Genomic DNA, 25,895 nt, shown 5'->3' on the forward strand with positions numbered 1-25,895 from the left:
GAGCCTGGCGGGCCTGGTCGTCAGGGCCGGCGAGGCCCGATGAGCGCGGTCTCCAGGGCCTCGCCCGTCATCTCGACGACGACGGCGGCGTCCCGCATGCCCGCCGGAAGGTGCGCGTACTCCTCGGCCCGGCACACGACGGCGCCGTCGCTCGGGTCGAGGACGACCGCGCCGAGCCGGGAGACGAGTTCCGCGACGATCCCGAACACCCCGCCGGCGTGCGGGCGCGAGACCATGATGTCCCGCTCGCCGACGTAGACCTCGGCCTCGCCGCCGTCCGCGGCCCGCACCAGGAAGTACAGCCCCTCGTCCGAGGCCGCGGTGAGCGGCGGCTCCCCGACGGCGTGCGGCTCCAGGACGGCCCGCACCAACGCGCCGTCGACGGGCACGGGCACCTCCGCGCCGTCGACGAACGTGAAGATCAGCGGACTCCACCCCACGACGCCTCCTCCCCGCTCAAAACCGTGTGCGCCGGCCGGGACGGGAACCTACCCTCCGGGCATGGGTCTTCGCGAAGAGCTCCCGGACGACGCCGAGTCCGTACGTCAGGTCCACCTGCGGGCCTTCGGCCACGGCCACGGCCCGGTCGTGGCCGATCTGGTCGGCACCCTGCGCGGGAGCGTCACGCCCACGGACGGTCTCTCGCTGGTCGCCGAACACGACGGCCGGGCCGTCGGGCACGTGATGTTCACCCGCAGCCTGCTGGACGCCCCCCGGCGCCTGGTCGAGGTGCAGGTCCTCAGCCCGCTGGCCGTCCTGCCCGAGCACCAAGGGACCGGGATCGGCACGGCCCTGGTCCGGCGCGGACTGCGGACGCTGGTCGAGCGGGCGGTCCCCGTCGTCTTCGTCGAGGGCGACCCCGCCTACTACGCGCGCCTCGGGTTCCTGCCCGGCGGCGACCAGGGCTTCCGCAAGCCGTCCCTGCGCATCCCGGACGGGGCCTTCCAGGCGATCGCGCTCCCCGCGTACGAACCCTGGATGACGGGCACCCTGGTCTACGCCGAGGCGTTCTGGCAGCACGACGCGGTCGGCCTCCGCGACCCGGCGGCGCGGGAGAACCACGTGGCGCGCGGCGGCCGGTCCTCGACAATCCACCCGTGCCCCTGATGACCGCCGGCAGGACGGAACGCGGCCCGTCCCCCCGGGCCTCGCTGACCACGCCGGCCGGACGTGCCTACGGCGCGATCCCGCCCACGGCACTGGTCCTGCTCGGCATCGTCAGCGTCCAGGTGGGCTCGGCCTTGGCCAAGCACCTGTTCAGCGCGGTGGGCAGCTTCGGGACGGTCGCGTTGCGGCTGTTCTTCGCGGCGGCGGTGCTGATGCTGTTGTGGCGGCCGTCGCTGCGCATGAGCCGTCGCACATGGACGGTGGTGCTCGGCTACGGCGTGACGCTCGGCCTGATGAACCTGTGCTTCTACCTGGCGCTGGCCCGGATCCCGCTGGGGATCGCGGTGACCGTCGAGTTCCTCGGGCCGCTGGCGGTGGCCCTGGCCGGATCGAGGCGATGGCTCGACGCGTTCTGGGCCCTGCTCGCGGCCGGCGGTGTGGTCCTGCTGATGGAAGGACGCGGCGAACTCGACCCCGCCGGCTTCCTGTTCGCCCTCGCCGCGGGGACGTGCTGGGGCCTGTACATCCTGGTCGGCGCGGCGCTGGGCCGCCACACCACGGAAGGCAACGGCCTGGCCCTGGGAATGGCCGTCGCGGCCCTGGTGGCCGTGCCGTTCGGCGTGGCCGACAGCGGAACGGCGCTGATCCAGCCGTGGGTCCTGGCCGCGGGGCTCGGCGTGGCACTGCTGTCGTCGGTGGTCCCGTACTCGCTCGACCTGGAGGCCCTGCGCAGGATCCCACCGCGCGTGTTCGGCATCCTGATGAGCCTCGAACCGGCGATGGCGGCCCTCATCGGCTTCGTCGTCCTCCACGAGTCCCTGCACTGGGTCCAATGGATCGCGGTGCTGTGCGTGGTGGCCGCATCGGCCGGCGCCGCCCGCGGCACCGACCCGGAGGCCTGACCGGTTCACACCGGCGGGGACGACTGGCGGGTCAGAGCCGATTGGTCCTCGGTGCTGACCGCCGACTTCACGGCTTTTCTCACCTTCCAGGAAATCGCGGACTTCGCCGCCCGCATGCTCTCCCGGCTGTCCGCCCCTTCGGGCCACGGGTTCTCGGAGCAAGTGACTCCGGGCCGCAACAATCCGCTGCGGCTGACGGCCGATCCCGTCGAGCACGGCTACGCCTTCTACGCGACGCTGACTCCGCACGGGGACGACAACGTGTGCCTCCTGCGGATGGACATCGATCCCGTCGACGCCGGCGAGCTCCGTGCTCTGTTCGGCTCGTTGCAGGCCTCGTTGGCGCCGTGACCGCGGGATCGCCCCGCCGCCCCGGGTCGGGCATCATGCCCTGGTGAGCATCGTGGTGGACTTCTTCGCGGCCCCGGACGACTCGGCGGCGGCTTCCGTGCTGGAGACCGGGTCGGTGCGCGGGTTCGCGTCGCTCCCGCTCGGGAACTTCGACCCCGAAGAGGCCGTGGTCGAGTGGGAGAGCCTTCTCACCGGCGGCAGTTTCGAAGAACTGGCCGAGGCGGGTGAGCCCCGCGTCGTCGCCGGCGCGGATCACGGTGAGCACGTCGTCTTCGCGCTCTCGCCGCGGCTGTCGGCGGCGCTCGCCGGGGCCGAGCCGTCCCGGCTGTGGGAGGTCGCCGTGGCATGGGCCGAGCGGCGCGCGGCGGACGGCGAGGTCATCGACCCGGACGTCGCCCGGGCGATCGTGGACGATGTGGCCGCCCTCGTCGGCGAGGCCGGACGCCGTGGCGAGGGCGTCTACTGCCGGGTCGGGTAGCCGGCAGGGCGACGCCCGCCGTTCCCGGCCCGCGTGCCGCTCAGCGCGCGGGGACGGGGAAGAGCATGCAGCTGCTCGTGGCGTGGGCGAGCAGACGGTCCGTCGCGTCGAACAACTCGGCCTGGGCGAGGGCGGTGCGGCGGCCCTGGTTGAGGACGGTGCCGACGGCGCGGACCTTGCCGGTGTCGACGGTGACCGGGCGCAGGAACTTCAGGTTCAGGTCGAGCGAGGTGTAGCCCATGCCCTCCGGGAGCACGGACTGCACGGCGCAGCCGGCGGCCGAGTCGAGCAGGGTGGCGTAGACGCCGCCGTGGACGCTGCCGATGGGGTTGTAGTGCTCCTCCCCCGGTTCCATGGCGAAGACCGCGCGGCCTTCCTCGACCTCCTCCAGGGTGAATCCGAGGGTCGAGGCGATGGGCGGTGCGGGAAGGCGCCCGGCCAGCACGTCGCGGAGGAACTCCAGACCGCTCGTGCGGCCGACCGCGGCCGCGGAGACCTTGGGGTCCCCCCATTCGAACGTACGCGACCTCGCCATTGGACGTGCCCTCCCTGACCTACTGACTTCGACATCCGAAGTTAGCCAGTCGCACCTCTGGATGTCAATGCCGAAGCCAGCCTACGATGACCGCATGACCTGGCTGGAGACCGGTACCGAGAACTGCACGGTGCAGCGCACCCTCGACCTCGTCGGCGAGAAATGGTCGCTGCTGGTGCTGCGCGACGCCATGAACGGCGTGCGCCGCTTCGACGACTTCCGCCGTCACATGGGGCTGTCCGAGGCGGTGCTGGCGGACCGGCTGCGCAAGCTGGTCGCCGCGGGGATCCTGGACACCGTCCCGTACCGCGAGCCCGGCAGCCGTACCCGCAACGAGTACCGGCTCACGTCCAAGGGCTGGGACCTGTGGCCCGCGATGATCGCCCTCAAGCAGTGGGGCGACCGCTACACCGCCGACCCGGAGGGCCCGCCGCTGGAGGTCCGCCACCGCGACTGCGACGAGCCCGTCGAGGCGGTCGTCGTCTGCGCCGGCGGCCACGACGCGCTCGCCCCCCGGCAGGCCTACACCCGGCCCGGCGCCTCCGCCCGCATGCGGGGCTGAACGGCGCGCGACGGCGACGGGTCACCGAAGGCCCGTGTCCTCGTGGTCGCCGTGGTGGGCGTCGACACCCTCTCCCCCGAACCCCCGTGTCCCCCGTCGAGGGCGTCGACGTCCAAGCCATCGATCGGGACGCTCCCCCGGTCCCTGATGGCCCACGAGCGCGAAGCCGGACAGGACGGGGCGTCCCCGCCCTCTCCCGCTTCGTGCACTGGCTCCGTTCCCGGCGCCGTGACGATGCTGGCAGGGCAGGTGGCCGGTACACATTGCCGGTTCCCGGCAGTCTTGACGCCTTGTTGACGGCCTGTTGACGGTGCAACCTCCCGCGCTAGAGCGGTTGGTCGGGCCATCCGAGCAGCCGGGCGCCCATCGCCGCGGTCTCCAGGGTGTAGCGGTGCAGCGGATCGCCCGGGTCGTAGCCGGTCAGGACCTTGATCCGCTCCAGGCGGTACGTGAACGTCCGCACCCCGAGGCCCAGTCGACGCGCCGCTTCGGCGTTGACGTGCCCGGCCTCCGCGTGCGCGGAGATGGTCTCCAGCAGCGGTCCGGCCCCGCCCCGGGCCTGCTCCAGCGGCCCCAGCACGGTGCGGACGAGGTCGGCCATGGCGGCCCGGTCCCGCATCAGCACGGGGAAGACCAGCAGTTCCTCGGCGCGCAGCACGGGCGGATGCAGGCGCAGCCGGTCGGCGACGTCCAGCGCCCCGAGGGCCTCCTCGTAGCTGCGCACGATGCCGCTCGTGCCGGAGTGGGTGCGGCCGAACGCCACCCGGCGGGCCGCCCCGTACCCGGGCCCGGGGCGCAGCGCCGTGTCGGCGAACGCCTCGAAGACGGCACGCTCGCTGCCGGGGGCGATGCACACCAGCCGGCCGTCCTTCCCGGCCACCAGGACGTCGCGGTCGCCGAAGCGGCCCGCCAGTTCCCGTTCGATGCGCCGCACCGCGGGCTGGCCGTCCTCGTACGCGTCCACGCCGCGCGCCACCGCCACCGCGTGCCCGCGGCCCAGCCGCAGCCCGAACCGTTCGGCGCGCTCGGCGAGCCGTCCCGGGTCGCTGCGCCCGTACAGCAGGTCGTCGACGAACTCCCTTCGGGCCGCCTCATCCTGGCGGACCAGGAGCCGCTGGGCGCGTTCGTGGCCTTCGCCGAGCGCGACCACCGCGGCGTCGAGGGCGGTCAGCACCGCCTCGCCGGCCCGCTGCACCTCGGTGGCGGTGTCGGCGGCAGCCACGCTCCGCAGCGAGCCCCACGCGTCGCGGGTCGCCGTCAGGTAGGCGCCGACGAGGTCGCGCAGCCCGTACCCCCGACCGCCCGCGCGCTCGCCGCAGGTGCGAAGCGCGTCCAGTTCGTCCCGTCGCAGCCGCCGTCCCGTCCCCGAGACCTCCCCCAGCACGCGTGCGTACGCCTCGAGTTCCTCCTCCGGTACGCCTACGCCCCGCATGGCCGCGTCTCCCCTCCAGGCACCCGTCGTTGCCGTCCCCCGGCAGCCTGGACCGTATCAACCCTGCCAGGTCCGGTGATCACCGCCCGCCTCGGACGACGTACCCGGACCGGGACCAACCACCCGTCCGCGTCCCCGACTTGACGTACGGCCGTTCGGGGGACGATGATCTCCGCACACTCCCCAGGTCTCCCCCCGTGGCCTGGGGAGTGCCTCGTTCAGCCGTCCGCACCTCCGGCGAGGAGGTCCCCGGAGGCGGTGCGCCGGTAGACCACGCGCCGGTCGACACGGGTGCCGGTGACCAGTCCGGCATCCCGCAGCACCGACAGGTGGCCGCCGACGGTGCCGAGGGACAGGCCGAGGTGGGCGGCGAGTTCGCTGGTGGTGGCGGGGCGCTCCAGTTCGTGGAGGATCGCCGCGCGGCCGGTGCCGATCAGCCGTCCCAGAGCGGGCCCCGGTTCCGCGCGTCCCGCGGCCGCGGCGGCTCCGCGGGCCGGGTAGACCAGCGCGTACGACGCCGGCGGCGCCTCGCACAGCCATGTGCCCCGGGACACGGCGGCGACCGGTACGAACAGCATCCCCTCGTCGCCGACGACCCGGTCCGGGGAGCCCCAATGGCTGAAGCGGATCGCGTCCGCGCCGACCCAGGCGCTGTGCCGGCTCATGTGTTCCAGGGCGCGGGGCCAGCCGTAGGCGGCGAGCAGCCCTGCCCGGTAGGTGACGTCCCGCTCCAGCAGGGCACGGCGGCGCGGCCAGTCGGGAGCGACGTGCTCGGTCCAGGTGCGCCGGAAGAGCTCGGCGGTCCTGGCGGCCCAGAGGCGTCCGGTCAGCCAGCCGAGGTCGTGCTCCTTCCAGCTGTGCGCCACCGACTTCTCCAGCTCGGCGCGCACCTGCGCGTCGGGCATCCGGGCCACCTGGGCCAGTTCGCCGTCGATCGCGGTCCGCATGCCTCCCGCCGGCGGCAGGACGATGTGCGCCGGCATCCACTTCGTGGACCCCAGCAGCCGCACCAGGCCCTCCGCGAAGGGGTCGGCATCGAGCGCGGCGCGGAACGCGCCATGGTGGCGGTCGTACCAGGAGGCCAGCCACGGGTCGCAGTACCCGGAGCCCAGCACGAGCAGCGACGCCAGGGTCTCGGCCAGCGGCGACAGGGCGAACCGGGACCGCGACAGGGCCAGCGGACTCAGCCGCAACAAGGTCATCTTTCGCCTCCCGCCGAAACGATAGTGCCCCGCCAGGCGCCTCCAGCAGACTCCGCCCGTGTTCGCATCCCTTCCGCCGCACCGGGACTTCCGCTGGTTCCTCACCGCCCAGACGGTGTCCCTGCTCGGCACCGCGATGGCCCCGGTCGCCCTGGCGTTCGCGGTCCTCGACGCCTCGGCCGGCCTCGGCGACCTCGGTGTCGTCCTCACCGCGTACATGGTGCCGCTGCTGGTGTTCCTGCTCGTCGGGGGCGCCACGGCCGACCGTCTGCCGCGCCGCACGGTGCTGGTGGCGGCGAACCTCGGTTCGGCCGTCACCCAGGGCGCCGTCGCCGCGCTGCTGCTGACCGGGCGGTACGCCCTGTGGCCGGTGGCCGCGCTGGGGTTCGTCAACGGCGTCCTCGCCGCCTTCACCACGCCCGCGCTGCGCGGCATCGTGCCCGAACTCGTCCCCGGGGACCGGATCAGGCAGGCGAACGCGCTGCTGGGCTCGGTGCGCAACGCCACGAAGATCATCGGGCCGAGCCTGTCCGGCGTCCTGGCGGCGTCCGTCGGCGGCGGACCGGCCATCGCCTTCGACGCGCTGACCTACCTCCTCGCCGCCGGGTGCCTCACCCGCCTGTCGTCCCTCGCCGCCCCCACCGCCGCACGCCGTCCCCCGGGTCTGCTGGCCGACATCCGCGAGGGCTGGGCCGCGTACCGCCGGATCCGCTGGGTGTGGACGGTGTCGCTGTGCTTCTGCGTGGTCAACCTGGTGCAGGTCGGCACCTGGCAGATCCTGGGCCCGGTGCTCACCCGGCAGCTCGCCGACGAGGCCGCCTGGGGCTTCGTGCTCAGCGCGCGCGGCGCCGGACTGCTGGTGATGAGCACGCTGATGTACCGGCTGGCGGCCCGTCACCTGCTGCGGCTGGGTGTGCTGGCGGGTGTGCTCGGCGCGCTGCCCCTGCTCGCGCTCGGTGCGCACCTGGGTGCCCCGTGGCTGATCGCCGCCGCCTTCACCGCCGGGCTGGGCTCGTCGGTCGCGGGCGTCGGCTGGGACACCTCCCTCCAGGAGCACGTTCCGTCCGAGACCTTGTCCCGTGTGTCGTCCTTCGACGACCTGCTGTCCTACGTCGCCATTCCCATCGGCCAGCTCAGCGTGGGGCCGCTCGCCGACCGCATCGGGGGGTTCCGGGTCGCCGCGGCCGCCGGAGTCGTGTACGCCGCCGCGGCCCTGGCCCCGATGGCCTCCGCGGCCGTACGCCGCCTCCCCCACGGCCGCCCGGCCGCCACGCCCGCCGATCCGGCCCCGGCGGCGCCGCCCGGGCACGGGACGGCGCCCACGCGGTGAGCCACTGGGGCGGGTGAACCCGCTCCCGACCAGCCGACCGGACACGGCGTCGAGCACCGCCGGGCCCGCCGCTGTCAGCGTGCGGGCAGCAGGACTCCCGGGTTGAGGATGCCCGCCGGGTCCAGGGCGGACTTGGCGGCGCCGAGCGCGGCGGCGAAGGGCTCGGGGCGCTGGGTGTCGTACCAGGGGCGGTGGTCGCGGCCGACGGCGTGGTGGTGGGTGATCGTGCCGCCGTGGTCGGCGATGGCCTGGGAGACGGCGGACTTGATGTCGTCCCACTGGGCGACCGTGCTGCCCCAGCGGCCCGCGGCGTAGATGCCGAAGTAGGGGGCGGGCCCGTCGGGGTGGACGTGGCTGAACCGGCAGGTGACCACTCCGGTGCCGCAGGTGGTGCGGATCGCCTCGTTCGCGGCGTGGGTGACCGCCGCGTGGAGTTCCTCGAACCGGTCCCAGGTGCAGGCGGTCTCGAAGGTCTCCACGACCAGGGACTGCTGGGCCAGGGCGTCGCGCTGGTAGGGCATGCGGAGGAAGGACGAGCGCCAGGACCGGTCTGTCCCGGCGCCCCCGCCGCCGCCCGCGTCGGCGTCGCCGCCCGCGCCGGTGTCGGTGTGGCGGGCCGGCTCGGGCACCTGGCCTCCGTGGTCGCGGCACAGTTCCAGGGCCCGGTCCATCCAGGGTCCCAGCGGGTGGTCGGCGGACTCGAAGGCCAGGATCAGGACGCTGCCGCCCGTGGTGACGCCCGCGTTGACGAGTGCCTCGGCGGGGTCCAGCAGGCGGCAGTTCGACGGGTGGAGCCCGGACTGGGCCAGGGCGCGGGTGGCGGTGACGGCGGCCGTGAAGTCGGCGAAGTGGACGGAGGCGTTCGCCCTCCACCGGGGGCGCCGCTGAAGGCGCATCCAGGCCTCGGTGATGATCCCGAGGGTTCCCTCCGAACCGAGGAACATCCGGTCGGGCGAGGGCCCCGCGCCCGAGGCGGGCAGGCGCCGCGACTCGCCGGTGCCGGACGGGGTCACGACGCGCAGCGCCTGCGTCAGGTCGTCGATGTGGGTGTAGAGGGTGGCGTAGTGGCCGCCCGCCCGGGTGGCCAGCCAGCCCCCGAGGGTGGAGTACTCGAACGACTGCGGGAAGTGGCGTAGCGTCAGGCCGGAGGGCCGCAACTGGTCCTCCAGGTGCGGGCCGAGCACGCCGGCCTGGATGCGGGCCGACCGGCTCACGGGGTCGGTCTCCAGGACGCGGTCGAGGCGCTCCATGTCGAGCGTCACCGCCGGGCGTCCGTCGGGGAGGCGGGGTTCCACGCCGCCGACGACGGAGCTGCCGCCGCCGAAGGGGATGACGGCGATCGCCTCGCGGGAGCACCAGTCGAGGAGGTCGACGACGTCCTGCTCGGTGCGGGGGCGGGCGACGAGGTCGGGGGCGTGGCGCAGGTCGCCGTGGAGGTTGCGGACGACGTCCCGGAAGGCCTTGCCGTGGGTGTGCGCGGCGCGGTCGTGCGGGGTGTCGGAGCACAGGTGGGCCAGCGACGGCGGCGCCTTGACCCGTACCGGCGGCAGGGCGAGGAAGGCGACGTCCGGAGGGAGGTGGACGGTGAGGTCGGCGTCCGGGAGCAGTCCGGCCACCCGGCCGGTCAGCGCGGTACGTTCGGCGCCCCGCACCGCGTCCTCGACGGTGCCCCATCCCCACCACGACCGTGTGCCCGTACGCGTCATGCGTGTCCCGCCCTTCGCCTCAGCTCGATATGACCGGTGGGTAAATTACCACTGGGTCATATCCTCGGGGAGGGCTGAACTGACCTCGCGGTCAGTTCCTTGCCTACAATCACGGGCGTGACGAGCGCGAGAACCCGTACCGCCGGGACCAAGGGCGTGCCCCGCGCCGAGCGCGAGGAGCAACTGCTGGCCGCGGCCGTCGAGGAGTTCGGCCGCCGTGGCTACGGCGGTGCATCGATGGCGGCCATCGCCGAGCGGGTCGGGGTCACCAAGCCGCTGCTGTACCAGTACTTCGGGTCCAAGGACGCGCTCTACGCCGCGGCCTTGGAGCGGGTCGCCGGTTCGCTGACGCGCGCGCTGACCGACGCGCTGGTCCCGGGCGTCACGTCGCTGGGGACGCCGTTGTCCGTGCTGCGTGCGATCTTCACCACGCTGGAGGGGCAGCGCAACGCCTGGTTCGTGCTCTACGACCGGACGTTGCCCGCCACGGGTCCGCTGCGCGCGGCGGCCGAACGCCACCGCACCGCCATCGACGGGCTGGCGGCCGCGGGCAGCGCGGAGTTCCTCGCCGCCCGCGGGATCGGGGACCCGCTGGACTCCGACGCGCTCAAGCACCTGTGGACCGGCACCGTCAGCACCCTGGTCACCTGGTGGATCCACCATCCCGACGAGTCCGCGCAGGCGATGGCGGAGCGCTGCCGGCGGCTGATCACCGCGATCGTCACCTGAGCCGCCACGCCCCGCCTCCGCCACGCGGACCGCTCAGAGGGTGACGAGCCGTACCGCCGCGAGGAGGGTCAGGGCGACGGTGACGCGCTCGAAGACCTTCGGGCTGATGCGGCTGATGGTCGCGCGGCCGGCGGCGGCCCCCGCCAGCACCGCCGGGGCGGCCATCGCGCCGAAGGCCAGCGTGTCGGGCGTGATCAGCCCCAAGGCCACGCTGAAGGGCACCTTGAAGGCGTTGAGCAGCAGGAAGAACCAGGCGCTGGTGCCGAGGAAGCCCAGCATCGGCAACCCCACGGCCAGGAAGTACAGCGCCATGATGGGGCCCGCCGCGTTGGCCGTCATCGTGGCGAAGCCCGCGAGGATCCCGGCACCCGCGGCGACGGCCCTGTGCTGCGCTGCCGAGTCGTCCGGGCCCCGGCGCCGGCTCCACCAGTGGACGGCGAGCATCAGCAGCAGCAGCGCGCCGATGAGTTCCCGCATCCGCGTGTCGTCGATCCGGTCGACGACCACCGCGCCGAGCAGCACCCCGACCACCACCCACGGGAAGAGCCGCACCAGCCGCCCCCAGTCGGCGTGCCGGCGGTAGGCGGCCACGGCCACCACGTCGCCGACCAGGAGCAGCGGCAGCAGCACGCCGGTGGACAGCTTGGCCGGCAGCACCAGCGCGAACAGCGCCACCCCCACCGTCCCGGCCCCGGACACCCCGGTCTTGGAGTAGCCGACGAGGAAGAGGGCGAGCAGCGCCACGGCCCACTGCGCCGGTTCGAGCGAGGGCATCAGGGCCGCCGGGGGACGGAGGGTACGAAAGTCACGCCATGTTCTTACCTGGCCGCCACCCCGCCGTCGCTACCGGGGTGGGTCCGGCGGCCCGGCCGCGCGCGACTTCGCCCTGGTCGCGCCCGGTTGTCACCGAGGGTTCCCCCGGGGGCCGTCACCGCGTGGGCTGCCCGTCCCCGTGCGCGTCTGGGATGGCGATCAAGGACCGGGCGGCGCCAGGCGGCGCCCGGTGGAACCGAACGTCAGGAGAGCGAATGTCCGTCACAGCCGCCGAACCGCGCGACAGGGCGCGCCGGGTGGGGCAGGCCGCGCGGAGGGGGGCGGTGTTCGCCGCCGCCCTCACCATGGTCGCCGTCGTCCCGCCGGCCGTCGCGGGGGCGCAGTCGCCCACCGCCTCCGGCACGCACGGGATCGTGTGGACGACGCAGCAGGTGGCGCCCGGCCTGCAGGTCCGCAGCGGCGAGCTGCGGGACCCCTCGGCCGCCGGGGTGTGGACGGTGACCGTGCAGGCCCCCGCCGTCAACCGGCTGACGGGCGCCGCCACGTGGGCTCCGCTGGGCGACCGCGCCTGGGCCGACGCGACCGCCACGCGGCTGCGGGAGGCCGGGTTCGAGCCGCGGCTTGAGGCGGTGGAGTGGGACACCTACGCCGACACCCCGCGCGGTGTGATGGGGTGGCAGGTCCGGGTCGGCCGGTACGCCACGCAGGCCGAGGCGGGCCCGGCGAACGCGGCGGTCGTGGCCGCCGGTTTCCGTACGTCGACGGAGTGGACCGGTTACGACGGACGGCAGGCCGCCGACGGCGAGCGCATCCACGTGGCCGTGGTGGACCCGGCGCGGCTGCGCGGGTCGGTCGAGGTGAGCGACGGCGGCAACGTCGCCGACCGGGAGAAGACCTCGGCGGTCGCCGGCCGGCTGGGGTCGCTGCTCGGCGTGAACGGCGGCTTCTTCATCACTTCGGACGCCGACGGCGTCCAGGGCACCGTCGCGGGTCTGTCCGCGGTGGACGGCCGGCTGGAGTCGATGGCGGTCGGCTCGCGTGCGGCGCTCGTCCTCGGCGACGGCGGGCGGCGGCCGCGGATCGCGGACCTGTCCACCACGGTCACCGTGCGGGCCGGGTCCGCCCGGTACGCGGTGCAGGGCATCAACCGCGTGCCGGGCAAGGTCCGCAACTGCGGCCGCCCCGGCGGCGTCCCGACCGAGCAGCCCCGCCACGACACGACCTGCACCCTGGCCGACGACCTGGTGGAGTTCACCCCCGCCTTCCGCACGGCACTGCCCACGGGCAGCGGTGTGCAGGTGGTGCTCGACGCGCACGGGGCCGTGCTCTCCACCGGCGCCCGCGGCGGCTCCGTCCCCGAGCACGGCACGGTGCTGCAGGGCACCGGCGCGGCGGCGGCGTGGCTGACCGAGCACGCGCGGACGGGCAAGCGGCTGGTCGTGCGGGAGATCGTCCGGGACGCCGAGGGGCGCCAGGTCAAGCTGGGCCCCGGCGACAGCATCGTGAGCGCGGCGCCCACCCTGGTGGAGGACGGCCGCGTCCACATCGACGCGGCCACCGAGGGCACCCTGGACCCGCTGGACCTGTCGTTCGGTTTCGCGTGGTCCAACGTGCGCCAGCCGCGGACGATGGCCGGCATCGACCGGCAGGGCCGTCTGCTGCTGGTCACCGTGGACGGGCGGCAGCCCGGGGTGAGCGAGGGCTTCACCCTCGGCGAGGCGGCGCGGTTCATGCGGTCGCTGGGCGCGGTGCAGGCCCTCAACCTGGACGGCGGCGGCTCCTCGGCGATGGTGGTCGAGGGCGCCCTGGTCAACGTCCCCTCCGACGCGACCGGCGAGCGCGCCGTCGGCGACACGATCCAGGTCCTGCCGGGTCGCCGCGGCCAGGACTGACACGGGCCGGCACCGCCAGGCCGCCCCTGACGACCTCCGGCCACCCCGGGCCTCGCTCCGGGGTGGTCGGCTGGTCCGTCCGGCCGGAAGGTCGACCTTCCTTCCCTTTTGCCCCGGTATGATGCGCCTCGTGATCATGTCCGGATGGCCGCGGCGCCGACGCGCCCGCCTCGACGGCCGCTGGGAGGCTCCCTGGCTGTCCCCGGTGATCCTGACCGTGCTCATCGCCGCCCTGGCGTTCGCCACCCCGCGCGAGATCGCGATCAGCCGCCTGCTGCCCGTCGCGCCCGCCCTGGCCGCCGCGATGTGGCCGGTGCTGCCGACCGTGCTGCTGGGCGCGTTCTGCCTGCTGGTCATGGTGGGCCTGAGCTTCGTCTACACCGACCTGGGCACCCCGTACACCGGGGCCGCGATCGTCGCAGTCACCCTGGCGGCGGCGTACGCCAGCCACGTGCGGATCCAGCGCGAGGAGGCGCTCTTCCACGCCCGGATGGTCGCCGACGCGGCGCAGACGGTACTGCTGCGGCCGCTGCCGCGGCGCATCCAGGGTCTGGAGATCGAGTCGCTGTACCTGGCGGCACAGGAGCAGGCGCGTATCGGCGGCGACTTCTACGAGGTGGCCGACACGTCCCACGGGGTGCGGCTGCTCATCGGCGACGTGCGCGGCAAGGGGCTGTCCGCCGTGGGCGCGGCCTCCGCGCTCAGCAGCTGCTTCCGCGAGGCGGCGCACGACGAGCCTGACCTGCGGGGCATCGTCCGCCGTCTGGAGACCAGCATCATCCGCCACAGCTCCGGCTATCCCGGCCCGGACCTGCCGGAGCGCTTCGCCACCGCCGTGCTCGCCGAGATCCCGCACGGCGGCGGCCATCTGCGACTGCTCAACTGCGGGCATCCGCCGCCGATCCTCATGCACGCCGGCGGCATCCGGGTGCTGGAGCCGACCGCCGCCTCCGCACCACTGAACCTCGCCGAGCTCATCGGGGACACGTACGTCGTGGACACTCACGCCTTCACCGCCGGCGACCAGCTGCTGCTCTACACCGACGGCGTCACCGAGACCCGCGACCGCGCCGGGGCGTTCTTCGCGCTGCCGGACTGGCTGCGGCGGCAGAGCCCGGCAGCGCCCCGCGAACTGCTGGACCGGCTGCACCGGGAACTGGTGCACTACAGCGGCGGGCGGCTGGAGGACGACATCGCCGCCCTGGCCCTGCGCTCGCCGCACGTCGTGACCCGCGACGCCCCGTAAATCGCTGTCGCGCGGACGCGGCCCGGCCCTACGCTCACCGCCATACCCCGACCTCACGGATTCTCCTACCGCCGGCGCGGCGACGGCACCGTGGTCGTCACCCACGGCGCGCACACCGCCGCCGTGCTGCGCGGGGAGCGGGCGGAGCGCTTCCTGGAGGAAGTGGAGCGCGGTGACGCCCAGCTGGTGATGGCCCGCTGGACCGGCAACTACAAACGGGGCAACGAGCGCACCGCCCGCGGCCATCCCCGCAACCACGGCTGACCGGCCGCGGCGGGCCCACCGCCGCCGTACACAAAATGTACAGATTGATATCGTTTTGTAGACTTTCCTCATGGAACGTCGTCGGCCGGCGGATGCCGGATCCGCGACCACGGTGGGCGCACCGCGGGTGAGCCTGCGCGCGCAGCAGCGGCACCTGACCCACAACCGGGTCCTGGACGGGGCGGTCGAGGTCTTCGCCGCCAAGTCGTTCGTCGCCGCCACCATGGAGGACATCGCCCGCGCGGCCGGGGTCACCCGGGCCACGGTGTACGCGCACTTCCGCGGCAAGGCGGAGGTCATCGCCGCCCTGACGGACCGGGTGTACCAGGCCACCGACGGCCTGTACGCCGAGCTGGCCGCCGTCCCCAAGTGGACCCGCTCCGGCGTCCGCGACTGGCTGGAGCACGCGGCGGCGAGCTGGCGGGCGCTCGCGCCGACCATCCGCGTCCTGCTGGCCGCCACCCCGTCCGCGGCCGGTGACGACGGCAGCGCCCGCGACCGCTACCTGGCGGCGCACGAACGCTACGTGACCCTGCTGACGGCCCCGCCCCGGCGCTGGCAGGGCGTCACCCCCGCGCAGGCACGGCAGCGGGCCCTGATGGCGGTGCTCCAGACCGGGTCGTTCCTCACCGCCTGGATCGCCGGCGGCCTGCCGGTCGACACCGACGACCCGCTGGAACTCCTCGCCGACGACCTGTGCCACCTGCTGCGCCCCGCCCTCGCCGACCGGCCCGCCGCGCCCCGGCGTCCCCGCGGGCCGACGTGAGGAACGGACCCGACTCCCCGAGCTCACTGGAGGCATGCGCCATGGCCGCGACCGAGCCCCGGAACTACCCCTTCACCGAAGCCGACCGGCTGACCGTCGACCCGGCCTTCGCCGAACTGCGCAAGGACGAGCCGCTGTGCCGGGTCCGGTTCCCCTACGGGGAGGCCGCCTGGCTGGTCACCCGGTACGAGGACGTCAGGACCGTCCTGGGCGACCCCCGGTTCAGCCGGGCCGAGGCCGTCCACCGCGACGAGCCGCGCCTGCGGCCGCACCGGGGCCTGGAGGGCAGCATCCTGGACCTCGACCCGCCGGACCACACCCGGCTGCGGCGGATCGTGGCCAAGGCCTTCACCGCCCGGCACATCGAAGGCCTGCGGCCCCGCACCGAGCAGATCGCGGCCGAACTGGCCGACGGCATGGTCGCACGCGGCGCGCCGGCCGACCTCGTGGCGGACTTCGCCCTGCCGCTGCCGGTCACCGTCATCTGCGAACTGCTCGGCGTCCCCCTGGCCGACCGGGCCGACTTCCGCACCTGGTCCGACGCGTTGCTGTCCACCACGAAGTACACCCCGCGGGAGGTCCAGGACTGCACCGACGCCCTGATGGCCTACATGGCCGGCCTGATCGCCGAACGCCGCGCCGCGCCGCACGACGACCTCCTCGGCACCCTCGTCGACGCCCGCGACAACGACGAGCGGCTGTCGGAACGGGAACTGCAGGTCCTGGCGATCTCCCTGCTCGTCGCGGGTCACGAGACCACCGCCTCGCAGATCCCCAACTTCGTCTACACGCTGCTCACCCACCCCGGGCAGCTCGCGGCACTGCGCGCCGACCCCGGTCTGGTCCCCGGCGCCGTCGAGGAGCTCATGCGCTACGTCCCCCTGGGCAACGGCGCGGGCATGCCCCGCTACGCGCTGGACGACGTCGAACTCAGCGGCGGCACCGTACGCGCCGGGGAGGCGGTGGTCGTCTGCCCCGTCTCTGCCAACCGCGACGAAACGGTGTACACCGACCCCGACCGGCTCGACGTGCTGCGCCAGGAGGCCTCCCACGTCGGGTTCGGGCACGGACCGCACCACTGCCTGGGCGCCCAACTGGCCCGCATGGAACTGCAGGTGGCCCTGCGCACCCTGCTCGACCGGCTGCCCGGACTGCGCCTCGCCGGACCCGACGAGAGCGTCGTGTGGAAGTCCGGAGTCGCCCTGCGCGGGCCCGAACGGATGCCGGTCATCTGGGACCGGACCTGACGACACGGGAGGACACGCATCATGACCTGGCAGATCGAGGTGGACCGCAAGACCTGCATCGGCACCGGCTCCTGCGCCGGGATCGCCCCCAAGCACTTCGAGCTCCACGACCGCAAGTCCTGCCCCAGGCACCCGACGGCCGAACCGGACGAGCTCCTGGTCGACGCCGCGGAGTCCTGCCCGGTGGAGGCCATCACCATCCGGGACGCGACCAGCGGGGAACTGATCGCGCCCCAGCCGTAGGCCCGGACGGCCCTCAGACCAGCGTGCGCGGGCGGAGCTCCGGCTCGGTGGAGGCGTCGGTCATCACGGCGTAGACGCTGCCCTCCTGCCCGGCCGCGCCACCGTGCCGCCCGTCCGGGGTGAGCGCCAGTGCCCGCAGCTCGGACCGGTACTCGTCGGGCAGGCCGGCCGCCTCCTCCAGCGCGACCCGGCACGCGTCGGCGGGCTCCTTGCCCAGCGCCAGCAGGTCGACCACCGTACGCGCCGTCCCGCCGCGCAGGCTCAGCTCGCCGCGGCCGGTGCAGGCCGCCCCGCCACCGCGCAGGTCGCACCAGTTGCCCGCCCCCGGGACGGCGGAGTCCCCCACCCGTCCCGGGTACTTGAAGGGGTAGCCGGAGGTCGAGACGCCCACGCACATCTCGCCGTGCGCGTCCAGCGCGATGATGTTGATCGTCCCCCACGGCCCCTCGTGCGGCGCCATCCGCCGCACCAGCTCCAGCGCCGCCCGCCGGTAGCGGTGGTCACCGTCCACGGCCGGGGTGTTCTCCCCCTCCACCGCCTCGGCAGCGGTCAGCAGCTGCTCGCGCCACATGGCCCGGGACTCCTCGGTCAGCAGCTCGGCGCCCTCGAACCCGTTCTCCCGCGCGAACAGCGCCGCGCCCTCCCCCACCAGCAGGCAGTGCTGCGGCAGCCGCTCCATCACCGCGCGCGCCACCGAGATCGGGTTCGGGAACCCGCGCAGCGCGCCGACCGCGCCGAACCTGCGGTCCGAGCCCGTCATCACCGACGCGTCCAGCTCGACCACGCCCTGCGCGTTGGGCAGCCCACCGGTGCCGACGTAGTGGTCGGTGAGGTTGTCCTCGCAGCGGCGCATCGCCGCCTCCACGGCGTCCACCGCCGTCCCGCCGCGCCGCAGGACGTCCATCCCGGCCGGCAGGCCGGCCTCGCTGCGCTCGCTTCCGATGATGACGGGCTGCGTCCTGGGATTCCCTTCGCTGGTCGGTCGGGCCGTCCGGGCGCCCGGCACCCGGCACGAGCTGGTACGACGTCGTCGCGAGCCTAGTCCCGGGCTCGCGCGGGCCGGTCAGGGGCCGGGTGCTGCCACAGGGGCGCGCAGTTCGTCGCGGATCCGGCCGTCGGTCATCGCGACGGCGGAACGGTCCCGACCGCAGGCGGATCCGTGCAGCGCCTGGTACACCGTCCGGCCCATCCCGACGGGGAAGAACCGCGCCCCTTCGCCCCCACCCGGCGTCTCCATGCGCATCCCGTACCCCGGCCCCGGGGGCCCGTATTCACCCGTCCGGCCCTTTCGCCGGGCGCGGAGGGAAATCCACGCTGTCTGCGGACGCGGTGACAACGCGGATGATCACAGTTGCCACTGCGCCGCCCGTAGTTGCGCCATCCACGCCGTTCGCCCGGGTCCCACGATCGGCGCAGGTGACACCGCCCGCACCGCCCCTGCGCGGTGTTCCCGGGCTGCCCCGGCCCGGCCCGCCGCCCAAGCTGGAGTTGACGGATGCGGTCAGGACTTGTCGACGAAGACCTCGAGGTGAGCAGATGGCACAGACGCCGATTACCGCCGAGAACGTGCGCAGGATGCAGTTCACCACCGTCCGCCTCCGCGAGGCCTACGACGAGCGCGAGGTCGACGACTTCCTGGACGAGGTGCAGTCCGAGCTGACCCGGCTGCTGCGGCTCAACCAGGACCTGCGCGCCGCGCTCTCCGCCGTCGAGTCCGCCGACCGGCAGCACGAGGAGCCCGACCTCGAGGTGGCGTCGGCACCGGACCCGGCCCCCGAACCGGAGCCGGAGCCCGAACCCCAGGCGGAGCCCGAACCCGTCCCCGTCCCCGCCGCCGAGGTCGCGGAGCCCGAGGAGCCCGAGGAGGCCGAGGAGGCCGAGGAGGCCACGGAAGTGCAGCCCGGGTTCGCCGCCGACAGCACGGCCCGCCTGCTCGCCCTGGCCGAACGCACCGCCGAGCAGGCCGTCGCCGAGGCCCGCGCCGAGGCCCACAAGATCGTCGGCGAGGCCCTCGGACAGGCCGAGAGCCTGCGCCGGGACGCCCGCGACCGGGCCCTGGCCCTGGAGCACGAGGCCCGCGAGAAGCACCGTCAGGCGATGACCACCCTGGCCTCCGCCCGCACCGCGCTGCAACGCAAGGTCGAGGACCTCCGCACCTTCGAGAACGCCTACCGCACCCGCCTGACCGCCCACATGCAGTCCCAGCTGCGCCGCCTCGACCGCGACCTCGCCCGTTCCCTCGCGCCGCCCCCCGCTCCTCCGACGGTCTCCCTCACCCGCGCCACCGCCAAGCGCGCCGCGGAAGCCCGGCCCGTCCCGTCGGCCGCCACCCCTGCTCCCACCCCGCCCATGGCCACCGCCCCTGACCCGGCCGCCTCACCCGCTCCGGCCCCGGCCCCGGACACCGCCACCCTCACCACCGCGGGCTCCCTCAGCGGCGAGGAGGACTAGGAACGCCGGTCACCACATGACCGGACGATTGGCGCGGGTGTACTCGTCCGCGACGTTGAAGACGGCGGCACAGCCGGGGCATTGCGCCACACCGAACAAGTGGGCGATCCCGTCGGCGAGCGCCATCTGACCGTCGCGGACGCAGATCCGATGCATCCACCGGCCCGTTCCGGTGAGTTCGCCTGCGGCCGCCGGACGCAGGTCGCGCCGGATCTCCTCACCCCCGTCCCACACCTGGGCGTAGCATCCGAAGCCGCCGACGGCGATCGTCACCTCGACACCGCAGTGCGGACACTCCACCCTGATGATGTCGTCCGTGAAGCCCTCCAGGACGTTGGCCCAGTGGTACTCCCCCCTCACCGCGAGGAGGGCGAGGAAGGACGCGAGGTAGTCGGCGGGCCTCGACCGCAGGTGCCGGTCGAGCACCTCGCCGTACTCCGCGATCACGGCCGCGCAACCGGCCAGAAGGTCGTCGCAGCCGTGTCGACCCGCCGCGCGCGCCAGGATCCTCCCGGCCAGGCCGCGTGCCTGCGCGCTGTGCGCCGCGAGGCGCACGAGGCGTGGCAGGGACGCGAAGCTCGCCGGGGACACCAGGTCGTGCTCGAGCACGAGGCGCCATCCCAGTTCCTTCCACGCTTCGGGATCGTCCCGGCGCTCCACCCGCGCCAGGAGTTCCGGAACGCGATCGACGTCGAACCGGCAGTCAGGCATGTGCGCCCAGTCCACCATTCCGGCATTGAACCGTGCCGGGGCAGTGGGGGGCGACCCGGTCACCGTTCGGCGGCGGGGAGCCGGTAGACGGAGACGTGGGAGCGTGACTCGGCGGTGAACTCGGCGCCGTTCCAGTCGGCGTGGCGGGACTCCAGCGTGAATCCGGCCAGCTGGGCCATGAGGTCGAGCTCCGAGGGCCAGATGTAACGGTGCGGGGAACGGAACAGCCGGGTCGGCTCGCCGTCGGCGAACCGGAAGTGGTGCGAGACGACCTGCTGCCGCAGGACGTCGTAGGTGTCCAGGCCGATGTAGCCGGATTCGGAGTGGAAGACGACCGCCTGCTGGCCGGGTGGCAGCTTGCGCAGCTCGGGGACCCACAGTTCGATCACGAAGCGCCCGCCCGGCGCGAGGTGGCGGGCGGCGTTGGCGAAGCACGCGACCTGTGCGGCCTGGGAGAGCAGGTTGGAGATGGTGTTGTAGACGAGGTACACGAGCCGGAAGGTGCCCGGGGCGCGGGCGGCGGTCATGTCGCCGGTGACGACCGGGATCGTCGCGTCGTCCGCCTTGGTGCGCAGTCGGTCGGTCATGGGCTGTGACAGCTCGATGCCGCTGACGGGTACGCCTCGCCGCGCGAGCGGCACGGCCACGCGGCCGGTGCCGATGGCGAACTCGAGCGCCCGTCCGCCGTCGGCGAGTGCGGCAAGGCGGTCCACCACCGGGCCCAGTACGTCAGGGGCGAACATGCCGGTGCCGGGGGTGTCGTAGTTCCGGGCGGTCTCCTCGTCCCAGATCTCGTCCTGTCGCATGCACCCGACGATCCACCAAGCGGGCGGCGAAGTCGAAGGAATTCCGCGCGGGGCATCACACGGCGAAAGCCGGGGAAGACGGATCGAACACCGTTCTGCGGGGCATGGATGTCCCAACACGGCGACGGGACCCGGGGAGGCGCCCGTGAAGGTGGCACTGCTCACGCGGGAGTTCCCGCCGTACGTCTACGGCGGGGCGGGCGTCCACGTGGAGTTCCTGGCGCGCGAGCTACGTTCCCTGACGGACCTTCAGGTCCATTGCTGGGCCGGGGCGGACGGCGCGGACGCGACGGGCGGCACGGACGACGCGGGCGGCACGGATGACGCGGGCGGCCCCGGCGTCAGCCGGCATGCCGCCGCCGCGGAGCTCGGGGGCGCGAACGAGGCGTTGCGCAGCCTGTCGGTCGACCTGTCGATGGCCGCCGCGCTGGCCGGCCGGGACCTGGTGCACTCGCACACCTGGTACGCCAACCTCGCCGGCCACCTGGCCAAACTGCTGTACGGCGTCCCGCACGTGATGACCGCCCACTCCCTCGAACCGCTGCGCCCCTGGAAGGCCGAGCAGCTCGGCGGCGGCTACGCGCTCTCCAGCTGGGCGGAGCGGACGGCGGTCGAGGCCGCCGACGGCGTCATCGCCGTCTCGCACGGGATGCGCGCGGACATCCTGCGCAGCTACCCGGCGCTCGACCCGGCGCGTGTGCACGTCGTCCACAACGGCATCGACACGCGCCTGTACCGGCCGGACGGGTCCACGGAGGCGCTGACCGCGCACGGCGTCGACCCGGGCCGCCCGTACGCGCTGTTCGTCGGCCGGATCACACGGCAGAAGGGGGTCCCGCACCTGCTGCGGGCCGCCCGGCGGATCGATCCGGACCTGCAGATCGTGCTGTGCGCCGGGGCGCCCGACACCCCGGCCATCGACCGCGAGTTCCGCGAGCTGGTGGAGGACCTTCGGGCCGTACGCGGCGGGGTGATCTGGATCCCGCAGATGCTGCCCCGGCCCGAGGTGGTGCAACTGCTCACGCACGCCGCGGTGTTCGTGTGCCCTTCGGTGTACGAGCCGCTGGGCATCGTGAACCTGGAGGCGATGGCGTGCGGCACCCCGGTGGTCGCCTCCGCGGTGGGCGGGATCCCCGAGGTGGTGGAGGACGGGGTGACCGGGCTCCTGGTGCCGTACGAGGAGAAGGACCCGGAAGCCTTCGAGGCGGGGCTGGCCGCGGCGGTCGGCGCGCTGGCCGGCGATCCCACGGCGGCGGCCCGGATGGGGGCGGCGGGACGCGAACGGGCGGTGGCGGAGTTCGGGTGGGACGCGGTGGCCCGCCGCACCGTGGGCGTGTACGAGGAGATCTGCAAGTCGCAAGGGCGGTAGCGGCAAAGGGGGCAGGGATGCGCGGCGGACCTTCGGTGCTGGGAATCGTGCTCGCGGGCGGCGAGGGCAAGCGGCTGATGCCGCTGACCGCCGACCGCGCCAAACCGGCGGTGCCGTTCGGCGGCGCCTACCGGCTGGTGGACTTCGTCCTGTCCAACCTCGTCAACGGCGACATCATGCGCATCTGCGTGCTGACGCAGTACAAGTCGCACTCCCTGGACCGGCACATCACCACCACCTGGCGGATGTCGAACCTGCTGGGCAACTACGTCACCCCCGTCCCGGCGCAGCAGCGGCTGGGCCCGCGGTGGTTCCTCGGCAGCGCGGACGCCATCTACCAGTCGCTGAACCTGGTGTACGACGAGCAGCCCGACTACATCGTCGTGTTCGGCGCCGACCACGTGTACCGCATGGACCCCCGGCAGATGCTGCGCCAGCACATCGAGGCGGGCGCGGGGGCCACGGTGGCGGGCATCCGCATCCCGCGTGACCAGGCCTCCTCGTTCGGGATCATCACCCCGGGACCGGGTGGGGTGCGGGTGGAGCGGTTCCTGGAGAAGCCCGCCGATCCGCCGGGCCTGCCCGGTGACCCCGACCGGGTGTACGCCTCGATGGGCAACTACGTGTTCACCACCAAGGTGCTGCTGGACGCGCTGGCCCAGGACGCCGAGGACGACTCCTCCGTCCACGACATGGGCGGCAGCATCATCCCGCTGCTGACCGCCAAGGGGCAGGTGCAGGTCTACGACTTCGACGACAACCACGTGCCCGGCGAGACCGCCCGCGACCACGGCTACTGGCGGGACGTGGGCACCCTGGACGCCTACTACGACTCCCACCAGGACCTGATCTCGGTCCACCCGGTCTTCAACCTCTACAACGACCAGTGGCCGCTGTACACGCACTCGCTGCGGCTGCCCCCGGCGAAGTTCGTGGCCGGCGGGATCGCGGGCGAGTCGATGGTCAGCCCGGGCTGCATCATCTCCGGGCAGGTCACGCAGTCCGTGCTGTCGCCGGGGGTCGTGGTGGAGGAGGGCGCGGTGGTGCAGGGGTCGGTGCTGCACGACAACGTCCGCATCGGGCGCGGCGCGGTCGTGCGCCGCGCCATCCTCGACAAGAACGTCGTCGTGCCCGCCGGCGCCACCGTGGGCGTCAACCCGGAACGTGACCGCGAGCTCTACCACGCCTCCGCCAACGGCGTCATCGCGCTGGGCAAGGGCCAGCACGTGCTGTGACCCGGCGGCCGGGCCGGGCGCGGGCCGGACTCACACCGGGATACGGCCCGGCTCCGGCGTCCCTTGCAGCGGGGTGCCCGGGTGAAGTTGCCCGGTGACGAGGGTGACGGCGGCCGCGGCGCCTGCCGGCATCCCCAGCGCGGCCACCAGGAAGCGATGGTCCTGTTCGAGCAGGTCCTCGTACTCCGCTCGGGACACCTCGACGACCTCGTGACCCGGCCTGTCGGTCCGCACGGCGTGGTAGCGGCCGTCTACCGCCTCTCCGGCCCGCAGGGAGCCCTGGACGACGACCGTCGCCACGATGAGCGCGACCCCCGCGGCGAAGACCCCGGCCAGGGCCACCTGGACGATCCCCGGCAGGCAGCGCAGGGCGAGCCACTGCAGCGCGCGGTTGCCCCGGACATCCACCCCGCGCGCGGTCAGGGCGAGCGCCCGTACGGCCGCACCGAGCAGCAGCGGGAGCAGCAACGCGAGGACACCGCCCAGCACCGGGCCGCCGTCGCCCGGCCATGACGGTCCGGGCAGGAAGGTGAGCAGCCCCGCCACTTCGCAGAAGGCCCCCAGGGCCAGCGCCGCGCCCGCGTGCACGATGAAACTCACCTTCACGGCGGTCGCCGCCCCTCCCCCGCTGCGTTGCTTCGCCGCCATCGTAGGACTGCCCGCACCAAGGCTGCGCAAAGTCCTGGCGGGGCATGAGACGGCGTGACGGGCCACGGCGTATGGAGGGTGCAGTTCCTTCTTCACGTCCCCCTGCCCGCCGGAGGTAGCACGCCCGTGACCGTCACCAAGGATGCCCCGGCGCCGGCCGGGACCGCACGGCAGGACGCCGGGCGGCCGGATCCGGAACAGGGGTGGCGGGTCAGTTCGCCGCTGGTGCTGACGTTGCTGCTGCTCGTCGCCCTGATGCTGCAGGGACCGGTGCGCGGGGCGCTGTCCGCGCCGGTGATGCAGAGCTGGATGACCGTGTTCGTGGCGGTGGTGGTGCAGGCGTTGCCGTTCCTGGTGCTGGGCGTCGTGCTCTCGGCGGTGCTCGCGGTGTGCGTCCCGCCGTCGTTCTTCGCGCGGGCGCTGCCGCGCCGGACCGCGGTGGCGGTGCCGGTGGCGGGCATGGCGGGGGCGGTCCTGCCGGGTTGCGAGTGCGCGTCGGTGCCGGTCGCGGGGGCGATGGTGCGGCGGGGGGTGGCTCCGGCGGCGGCGCTGACGTTCCTGCTGTCCGCGCCGGCGATCAACCCGGTGGTGCTGACCGCCACGGCCGTGGCCTTCCCGAACGAACCGCGCATGGTGGTCGCCCGGTTCGTCGCGAGCCTGCTGGTGGCCTGCGCCATGGGCTGGCTGTGGCAGCGTCTGGGGCACGCCGACCGGTTGCGCCCCGCGGCGCACCCGTCGGCCGAGGGGCAGGGCAAGGGTGCGGCGTTCTGGGGTTCGGTACGGCACGACGTGATGCACGCCGGCGGGTTCCTGGTGGTCGGGGCGATGGCGGCGGCCACGCTCAAGTCCTTCGTGCCCGAGGACGTCCTGCGGCTGGCGTCGGGCAACCTGCTGGTGTCCGTGCTCGCGCTGGCGGTGCTCGCGGTGGTGCTGTCGATCTGCTCGGAGGCCGACGCGTTCGTGGCCGCGTCCTTGTCGCAGTTCTCCCTCACCGCCCGGCTGGTGTTCCTCGTCGTGGGGCCGATGATCGACCTGAAGCTCTTCGCGCTGCAGGCGGGCGCGTTCGGACGCGCGTTCGCGGTGCGGTTCGCGCCCGCCACCTTCGCCGTGGCCGTCGTGGTGGCGTCCCTGACCGGGGCGGTCCTGCTGTGAACCGGGAAGCACAGGCCGCCGTGCTGCTCCTGACCGGGGTGGCGATGCTCCACGCCGGGCTCAGCGACCTCTACCTGCGCTACGTCAAGGCCGGGCTGCAGCCGCTGCTGCTGGCGGCGGGCGCCGTGCTGGTCGTCGCCGCCCTGGCGACCGTCTGGTACGAACTGCGCCGCCCCCGCCGCGCTCGCCCCACCGGGGCGGGCTCGGACGAGGGGCACGCGCACGACGCGGGGCATGCGCACCCGCACCGCGAGCCGAAGGTCGCGTGGCTGCTGGTGCTGCCGCTCGTCGCACTCGTCCTGGTCGCCCCGCCCGCCCTGGGCTCCTACTCCGCCGCCCGGACCGGCACGTCCGTCCCGCGCCCCTTCGGTTTCCCCGCCCTGCCCGCGGGGGACCCGTTGCGGATGGAGACCGCCGACTACGCCGGCCGTGCGGTCTACGACCACGGACGGTCCCTGGGCGGCCGTCAGGTCACCCTCACCGGGTTCGTCAGCATCGGCCGCGACGGCACCCCGTACCTGACCCGCATGGTGCTGAACTGCTGCGCGGCCGACGCCCGCCCGGTCAAGATCGGCCTGACCGGGCAGGTGCCGCCCGTCCTGCGGCCGGACGCCTGGCTGGACGTCACCGGGACCTACACCGCGCGCCGGGCGAAGGACCCGGTCAACGACGGTCCCATCCCGTTCCTGGACGTGAGCCGGGCCCGGCCGGTGCGGGCGCCGTCGGAGCCGTACGAGGGCTGACGCATCGGCCCCTC

At 73.9% G+C, this 25,895-nt stretch carries 29 protein-coding genes; 18 read left to right on the plus strand and 11 right to left on the minus strand.

Features of this window, described 5'->3' with window-relative positions; all coding sequences use genetic code 11:
* Positions 1–20: 20 nt before the first annotated feature.
* Entirely contained in the window at positions 21–440 is a 420-nt protein-coding gene (locus AC1VWI_RS01795; RefSeq protein ID WP_499509097.1) for a hypothetical protein, read from the minus strand.
* 61 nt (positions 441–501) lie between these two features.
* Between AC1VWI_RS01795 and AC1VWI_RS01800 the strand changes: the two genes are divergently transcribed.
* The 4 genes from AC1VWI_RS01800 to AC1VWI_RS01815 are packed head-to-tail and all read left to right on the plus strand — an operon-like array spanning position 502 to position 2,838.
* Positions 502–1,107 (plus strand): GNAT family N-acetyltransferase, encoded by a 606-nt coding sequence (locus tag AC1VWI_RS01800; RefSeq protein ID WP_499509098.1) that lies wholly within the window; start codon positions 502–504, stop codon positions 1,105–1,107.
* Positions 1,107–2,009 carry an EamA family transporter gene (locus AC1VWI_RS01805; protein WP_499516694.1) on the plus strand — a complete coding sequence of 301 codons (903 nt, stop codon included), beginning with the start codon at positions 1,107–1,109 and terminating at the stop codon, positions 2,007–2,009. The genes AC1VWI_RS01800 and AC1VWI_RS01805 overlap by 1 nt, the downstream gene beginning before the upstream one ends.
* A 51-nt stretch (positions 2,010–2,060) precedes the next feature.
* Positions 2,061–2,360, plus strand: coding sequence for a hypothetical protein (locus AC1VWI_RS01810; RefSeq protein WP_499509099.1), 300 nt, complete (start codon positions 2,061–2,063; stop codon positions 2,358–2,360).
* 43 nt (positions 2,361–2,403) lie between these two features.
* The gene (locus AC1VWI_RS01815) at positions 2,404–2,838 is read left to right on the plus strand and encodes a hypothetical protein (RefSeq protein ID WP_499509100.1); all 435 of its coding nucleotides are present in this window, start codon (positions 2,404–2,406) and stop codon (positions 2,836–2,838) included.
* A gap of 40 nt (positions 2,839–2,878) precedes the next feature.
* On the opposite strand, the gene AC1VWI_RS01820 is transcribed toward AC1VWI_RS01815, so the two are convergent.
* A complete protein-coding gene (locus AC1VWI_RS01820) occupies positions 2,879–3,373 on the minus strand; it encodes a PaaI family thioesterase (protein WP_499509101.1) in 495 nt (164 codons plus the stop codon).
* A gap of 94 nt (positions 3,374–3,467) precedes the next feature.
* Between AC1VWI_RS01820 and AC1VWI_RS01825 the strand changes: the two genes are divergently transcribed.
* Complete coding sequence (locus tag AC1VWI_RS01825; protein ID WP_499509102.1) at positions 3,468–3,935, plus strand: winged helix-turn-helix transcriptional regulator; 468 nt, start codon at positions 3,468–3,470, stop codon at positions 3,933–3,935.
* A gap of 325 nt (positions 3,936–4,260) precedes the next feature.
* Here AC1VWI_RS01825 and AC1VWI_RS01830 read toward each other — a convergent pair whose 3' ends face one another.
* Complete coding sequence (locus AC1VWI_RS01830; RefSeq protein ID WP_499509103.1) at positions 4,261–5,367, minus strand: PucR family transcriptional regulator; 1,107 nt, start codon at positions 5,365–5,367, stop codon at positions 4,261–4,263.
* A 218-nt stretch (positions 5,368–5,585) separates the two neighbouring features.
* Positions 5,586–6,569, minus strand: coding sequence for a helix-turn-helix domain-containing protein (locus AC1VWI_RS01835; RefSeq protein WP_499509104.1), 984 nt, complete (start codon positions 6,567–6,569; stop codon positions 5,586–5,588).
* 58 nt (positions 6,570–6,627) lie between these two features.
* Between AC1VWI_RS01835 and AC1VWI_RS01840 the strand changes: the two genes are divergently transcribed.
* On the plus strand, positions 6,628–7,899 hold the full coding sequence (locus AC1VWI_RS01840; RefSeq protein ID WP_499509105.1) for an MFS transporter: 1,272 nt from the start codon (positions 6,628–6,630) through the stop codon (positions 7,897–7,899).
* A gap of 74 nt (positions 7,900–7,973) precedes the next feature.
* Here AC1VWI_RS01840 and AC1VWI_RS01845 read toward each other — a convergent pair whose 3' ends face one another.
* The gene (locus AC1VWI_RS01845; RefSeq protein WP_499509106.1) at positions 7,974–9,605 is read right to left on the minus strand and encodes an FAD-binding oxidoreductase; all 1,632 of its coding nucleotides are present in this window, start codon (positions 9,603–9,605) and stop codon (positions 7,974–7,976) included.
* 117 nt (positions 9,606–9,722) lie between these two features.
* Here AC1VWI_RS01845 and AC1VWI_RS01850 point away from each other — a divergent pair, with 117 nt between their 5' ends.
* Entirely contained in the window at positions 9,723–10,334 is a 612-nt protein-coding gene (locus tag AC1VWI_RS01850) for a TetR/AcrR family transcriptional regulator (protein ID WP_499509107.1), read from the plus strand.
* 33 nt (positions 10,335–10,367) lie between these two features.
* Here AC1VWI_RS01850 and AC1VWI_RS01855 read toward each other — a convergent pair whose 3' ends face one another.
* The gene (locus AC1VWI_RS01855) at positions 10,368–11,108 is read right to left on the minus strand and encodes a TSUP family transporter (protein ID WP_499509108.1); all 741 of its coding nucleotides are present in this window, start codon (positions 11,106–11,108) and stop codon (positions 10,368–10,370) included.
* Between the two features lie 254 nt (positions 11,109–11,362).
* Between AC1VWI_RS01855 and AC1VWI_RS01860 the strand changes: the two genes are divergently transcribed.
* The 6 genes from AC1VWI_RS01860 to AC1VWI_RS01885 all read left to right on the plus strand — a co-directional run bounded on the left by AC1VWI_RS01860 (position 11,363) and on the right by AC1VWI_RS01885 (position 16,766).
* On the plus strand, positions 11,363–13,000 hold the full coding sequence (locus AC1VWI_RS01860) for a phosphodiester glycosidase family protein (protein ID WP_499509109.1): 1,638 nt from the start codon (positions 11,363–11,365) through the stop codon (positions 12,998–13,000).
* Positions 13,001–13,130: 130 nt separating this feature from the next.
* The gene (locus tag AC1VWI_RS01865) at positions 13,131–14,246 is read left to right on the plus strand and encodes a PP2C family protein-serine/threonine phosphatase (RefSeq protein ID WP_499509110.1); all 1,116 of its coding nucleotides are present in this window, start codon (positions 13,131–13,133) and stop codon (positions 14,244–14,246) included.
* Between the two features lie 42 nt (positions 14,247–14,288).
* Positions 14,289–14,510 carry a hypothetical protein gene (locus AC1VWI_RS01870; protein WP_499516695.1) on the plus strand — a complete coding sequence of 74 codons (222 nt, stop codon included), beginning with the start codon at positions 14,289–14,291 and terminating at the stop codon, positions 14,508–14,510.
* Between the two features lie 70 nt (positions 14,511–14,580).
* A complete protein-coding gene (locus AC1VWI_RS01875; RefSeq protein WP_499509111.1) occupies positions 14,581–15,276 on the plus strand; it encodes a TetR/AcrR family transcriptional regulator in 696 nt (231 codons plus the stop codon).
* Positions 15,277–15,317: 41 nt separating this feature from the next.
* Positions 15,318–16,523, plus strand: a complete 1,206-nt coding sequence (locus AC1VWI_RS01880) for a cytochrome P450 (RefSeq protein WP_499509112.1) — start codon at positions 15,318–15,320, stop codon at positions 16,521–16,523.
* A gap of 21 nt (positions 16,524–16,544) precedes the next feature.
* Entirely contained in the window at positions 16,545–16,766 is a 222-nt protein-coding gene (locus tag AC1VWI_RS01885) for a ferredoxin (RefSeq protein WP_499509113.1), read from the plus strand.
* Positions 16,767–16,779: 13 nt separating this feature from the next.
* Here AC1VWI_RS01885 and AC1VWI_RS01890 read toward each other — a convergent pair whose 3' ends face one another.
* On the minus strand, positions 16,780–17,670 hold the full coding sequence (locus tag AC1VWI_RS01890) for a glycosylasparaginase (protein ID WP_499509114.1): 891 nt from the start codon (positions 17,668–17,670) through the stop codon (positions 16,780–16,782).
* Positions 17,671–17,829: 159 nt separating this feature from the next.
* On the minus strand, positions 17,830–18,003 hold the full coding sequence (locus AC1VWI_RS01895; protein WP_499509115.1) for a hypothetical protein: 174 nt from the start codon (positions 18,001–18,003) through the stop codon (positions 17,830–17,832).
* 299 nt (positions 18,004–18,302) lie between these two features.
* Between AC1VWI_RS01895 and AC1VWI_RS01900 the strand changes: the two genes are divergently transcribed.
* The gene (locus AC1VWI_RS01900; RefSeq protein WP_499509116.1) at positions 18,303–19,217 is read left to right on the plus strand and encodes a DivIVA domain-containing protein; all 915 of its coding nucleotides are present in this window, start codon (positions 18,303–18,305) and stop codon (positions 19,215–19,217) included.
* Positions 19,218–19,226: 9 nt separating this feature from the next.
* On the opposite strand, the gene AC1VWI_RS01905 is transcribed toward AC1VWI_RS01900, so the two are convergent.
* Both AC1VWI_RS01905 and AC1VWI_RS01910 read right to left on the minus strand, forming a co-directional pair.
* Positions 19,227–19,928, minus strand: coding sequence for a hypothetical protein (locus AC1VWI_RS01905; RefSeq protein WP_499509117.1), 702 nt, complete (start codon positions 19,926–19,928; stop codon positions 19,227–19,229).
* Between the two features lie 59 nt (positions 19,929–19,987).
* Positions 19,988–20,734: a class I SAM-dependent methyltransferase gene (locus tag AC1VWI_RS01910; protein ID WP_499509118.1), complete on the minus strand. Its 747-nt coding sequence runs from the start codon at positions 20,732–20,734 to the stop codon at positions 19,988–19,990.
* A gap of 145 nt (positions 20,735–20,879) precedes the next feature.
* Between AC1VWI_RS01910 and glgA the strand changes: the two genes are divergently transcribed.
* Both glgA and glgC read left to right on the plus strand, forming a co-directional pair.
* Positions 20,880–22,103: a glycogen synthase gene (gene glgA / locus AC1VWI_RS01915; RefSeq protein ID WP_499509119.1), complete on the plus strand. Its 1,224-nt coding sequence runs from the start codon at positions 20,880–20,882 to the stop codon at positions 22,101–22,103.
* A 17-nt stretch (positions 22,104–22,120) separates the two neighbouring features.
* Positions 22,121–23,338: a glucose-1-phosphate adenylyltransferase gene (gene glgC / locus AC1VWI_RS01920; protein ID WP_499509120.1), complete on the plus strand. Its 1,218-nt coding sequence runs from the start codon at positions 22,121–22,123 to the stop codon at positions 23,336–23,338.
* Positions 23,339–23,368: 30 nt separating this feature from the next.
* Here glgC and AC1VWI_RS01925 read toward each other — a convergent pair whose 3' ends face one another.
* A complete protein-coding gene (locus tag AC1VWI_RS01925) occupies positions 23,369–23,986 on the minus strand; it encodes a hypothetical protein (RefSeq protein ID WP_499509121.1) in 618 nt (205 codons plus the stop codon).
* 126 nt (positions 23,987–24,112) lie between these two features.
* Here AC1VWI_RS01925 and AC1VWI_RS01930 point away from each other — a divergent pair, with 126 nt between their 5' ends.
* Together AC1VWI_RS01930 and AC1VWI_RS01935 are read left to right on the plus strand one after the other, a co-directional pair.
* Positions 24,113–25,138: a permease gene (locus AC1VWI_RS01930; RefSeq protein ID WP_499509122.1), complete on the plus strand. Its 1,026-nt coding sequence runs from the start codon at positions 24,113–24,115 to the stop codon at positions 25,136–25,138.
* Positions 25,135–25,881: a TIGR03943 family putative permease subunit gene (locus AC1VWI_RS01935; RefSeq protein ID WP_499509123.1), complete on the plus strand. Its 747-nt coding sequence runs from the start codon at positions 25,135–25,137 to the stop codon at positions 25,879–25,881. Before AC1VWI_RS01930 ends, AC1VWI_RS01935 begins: the two co-directional genes overlap by 4 nt.
* Positions 25,882–25,895 lie beyond the last annotated feature (14 nt).

The sequence above is a fragment of the Streptomyces sp. TOM-9 genome (genome assembly GCF_056858595.1).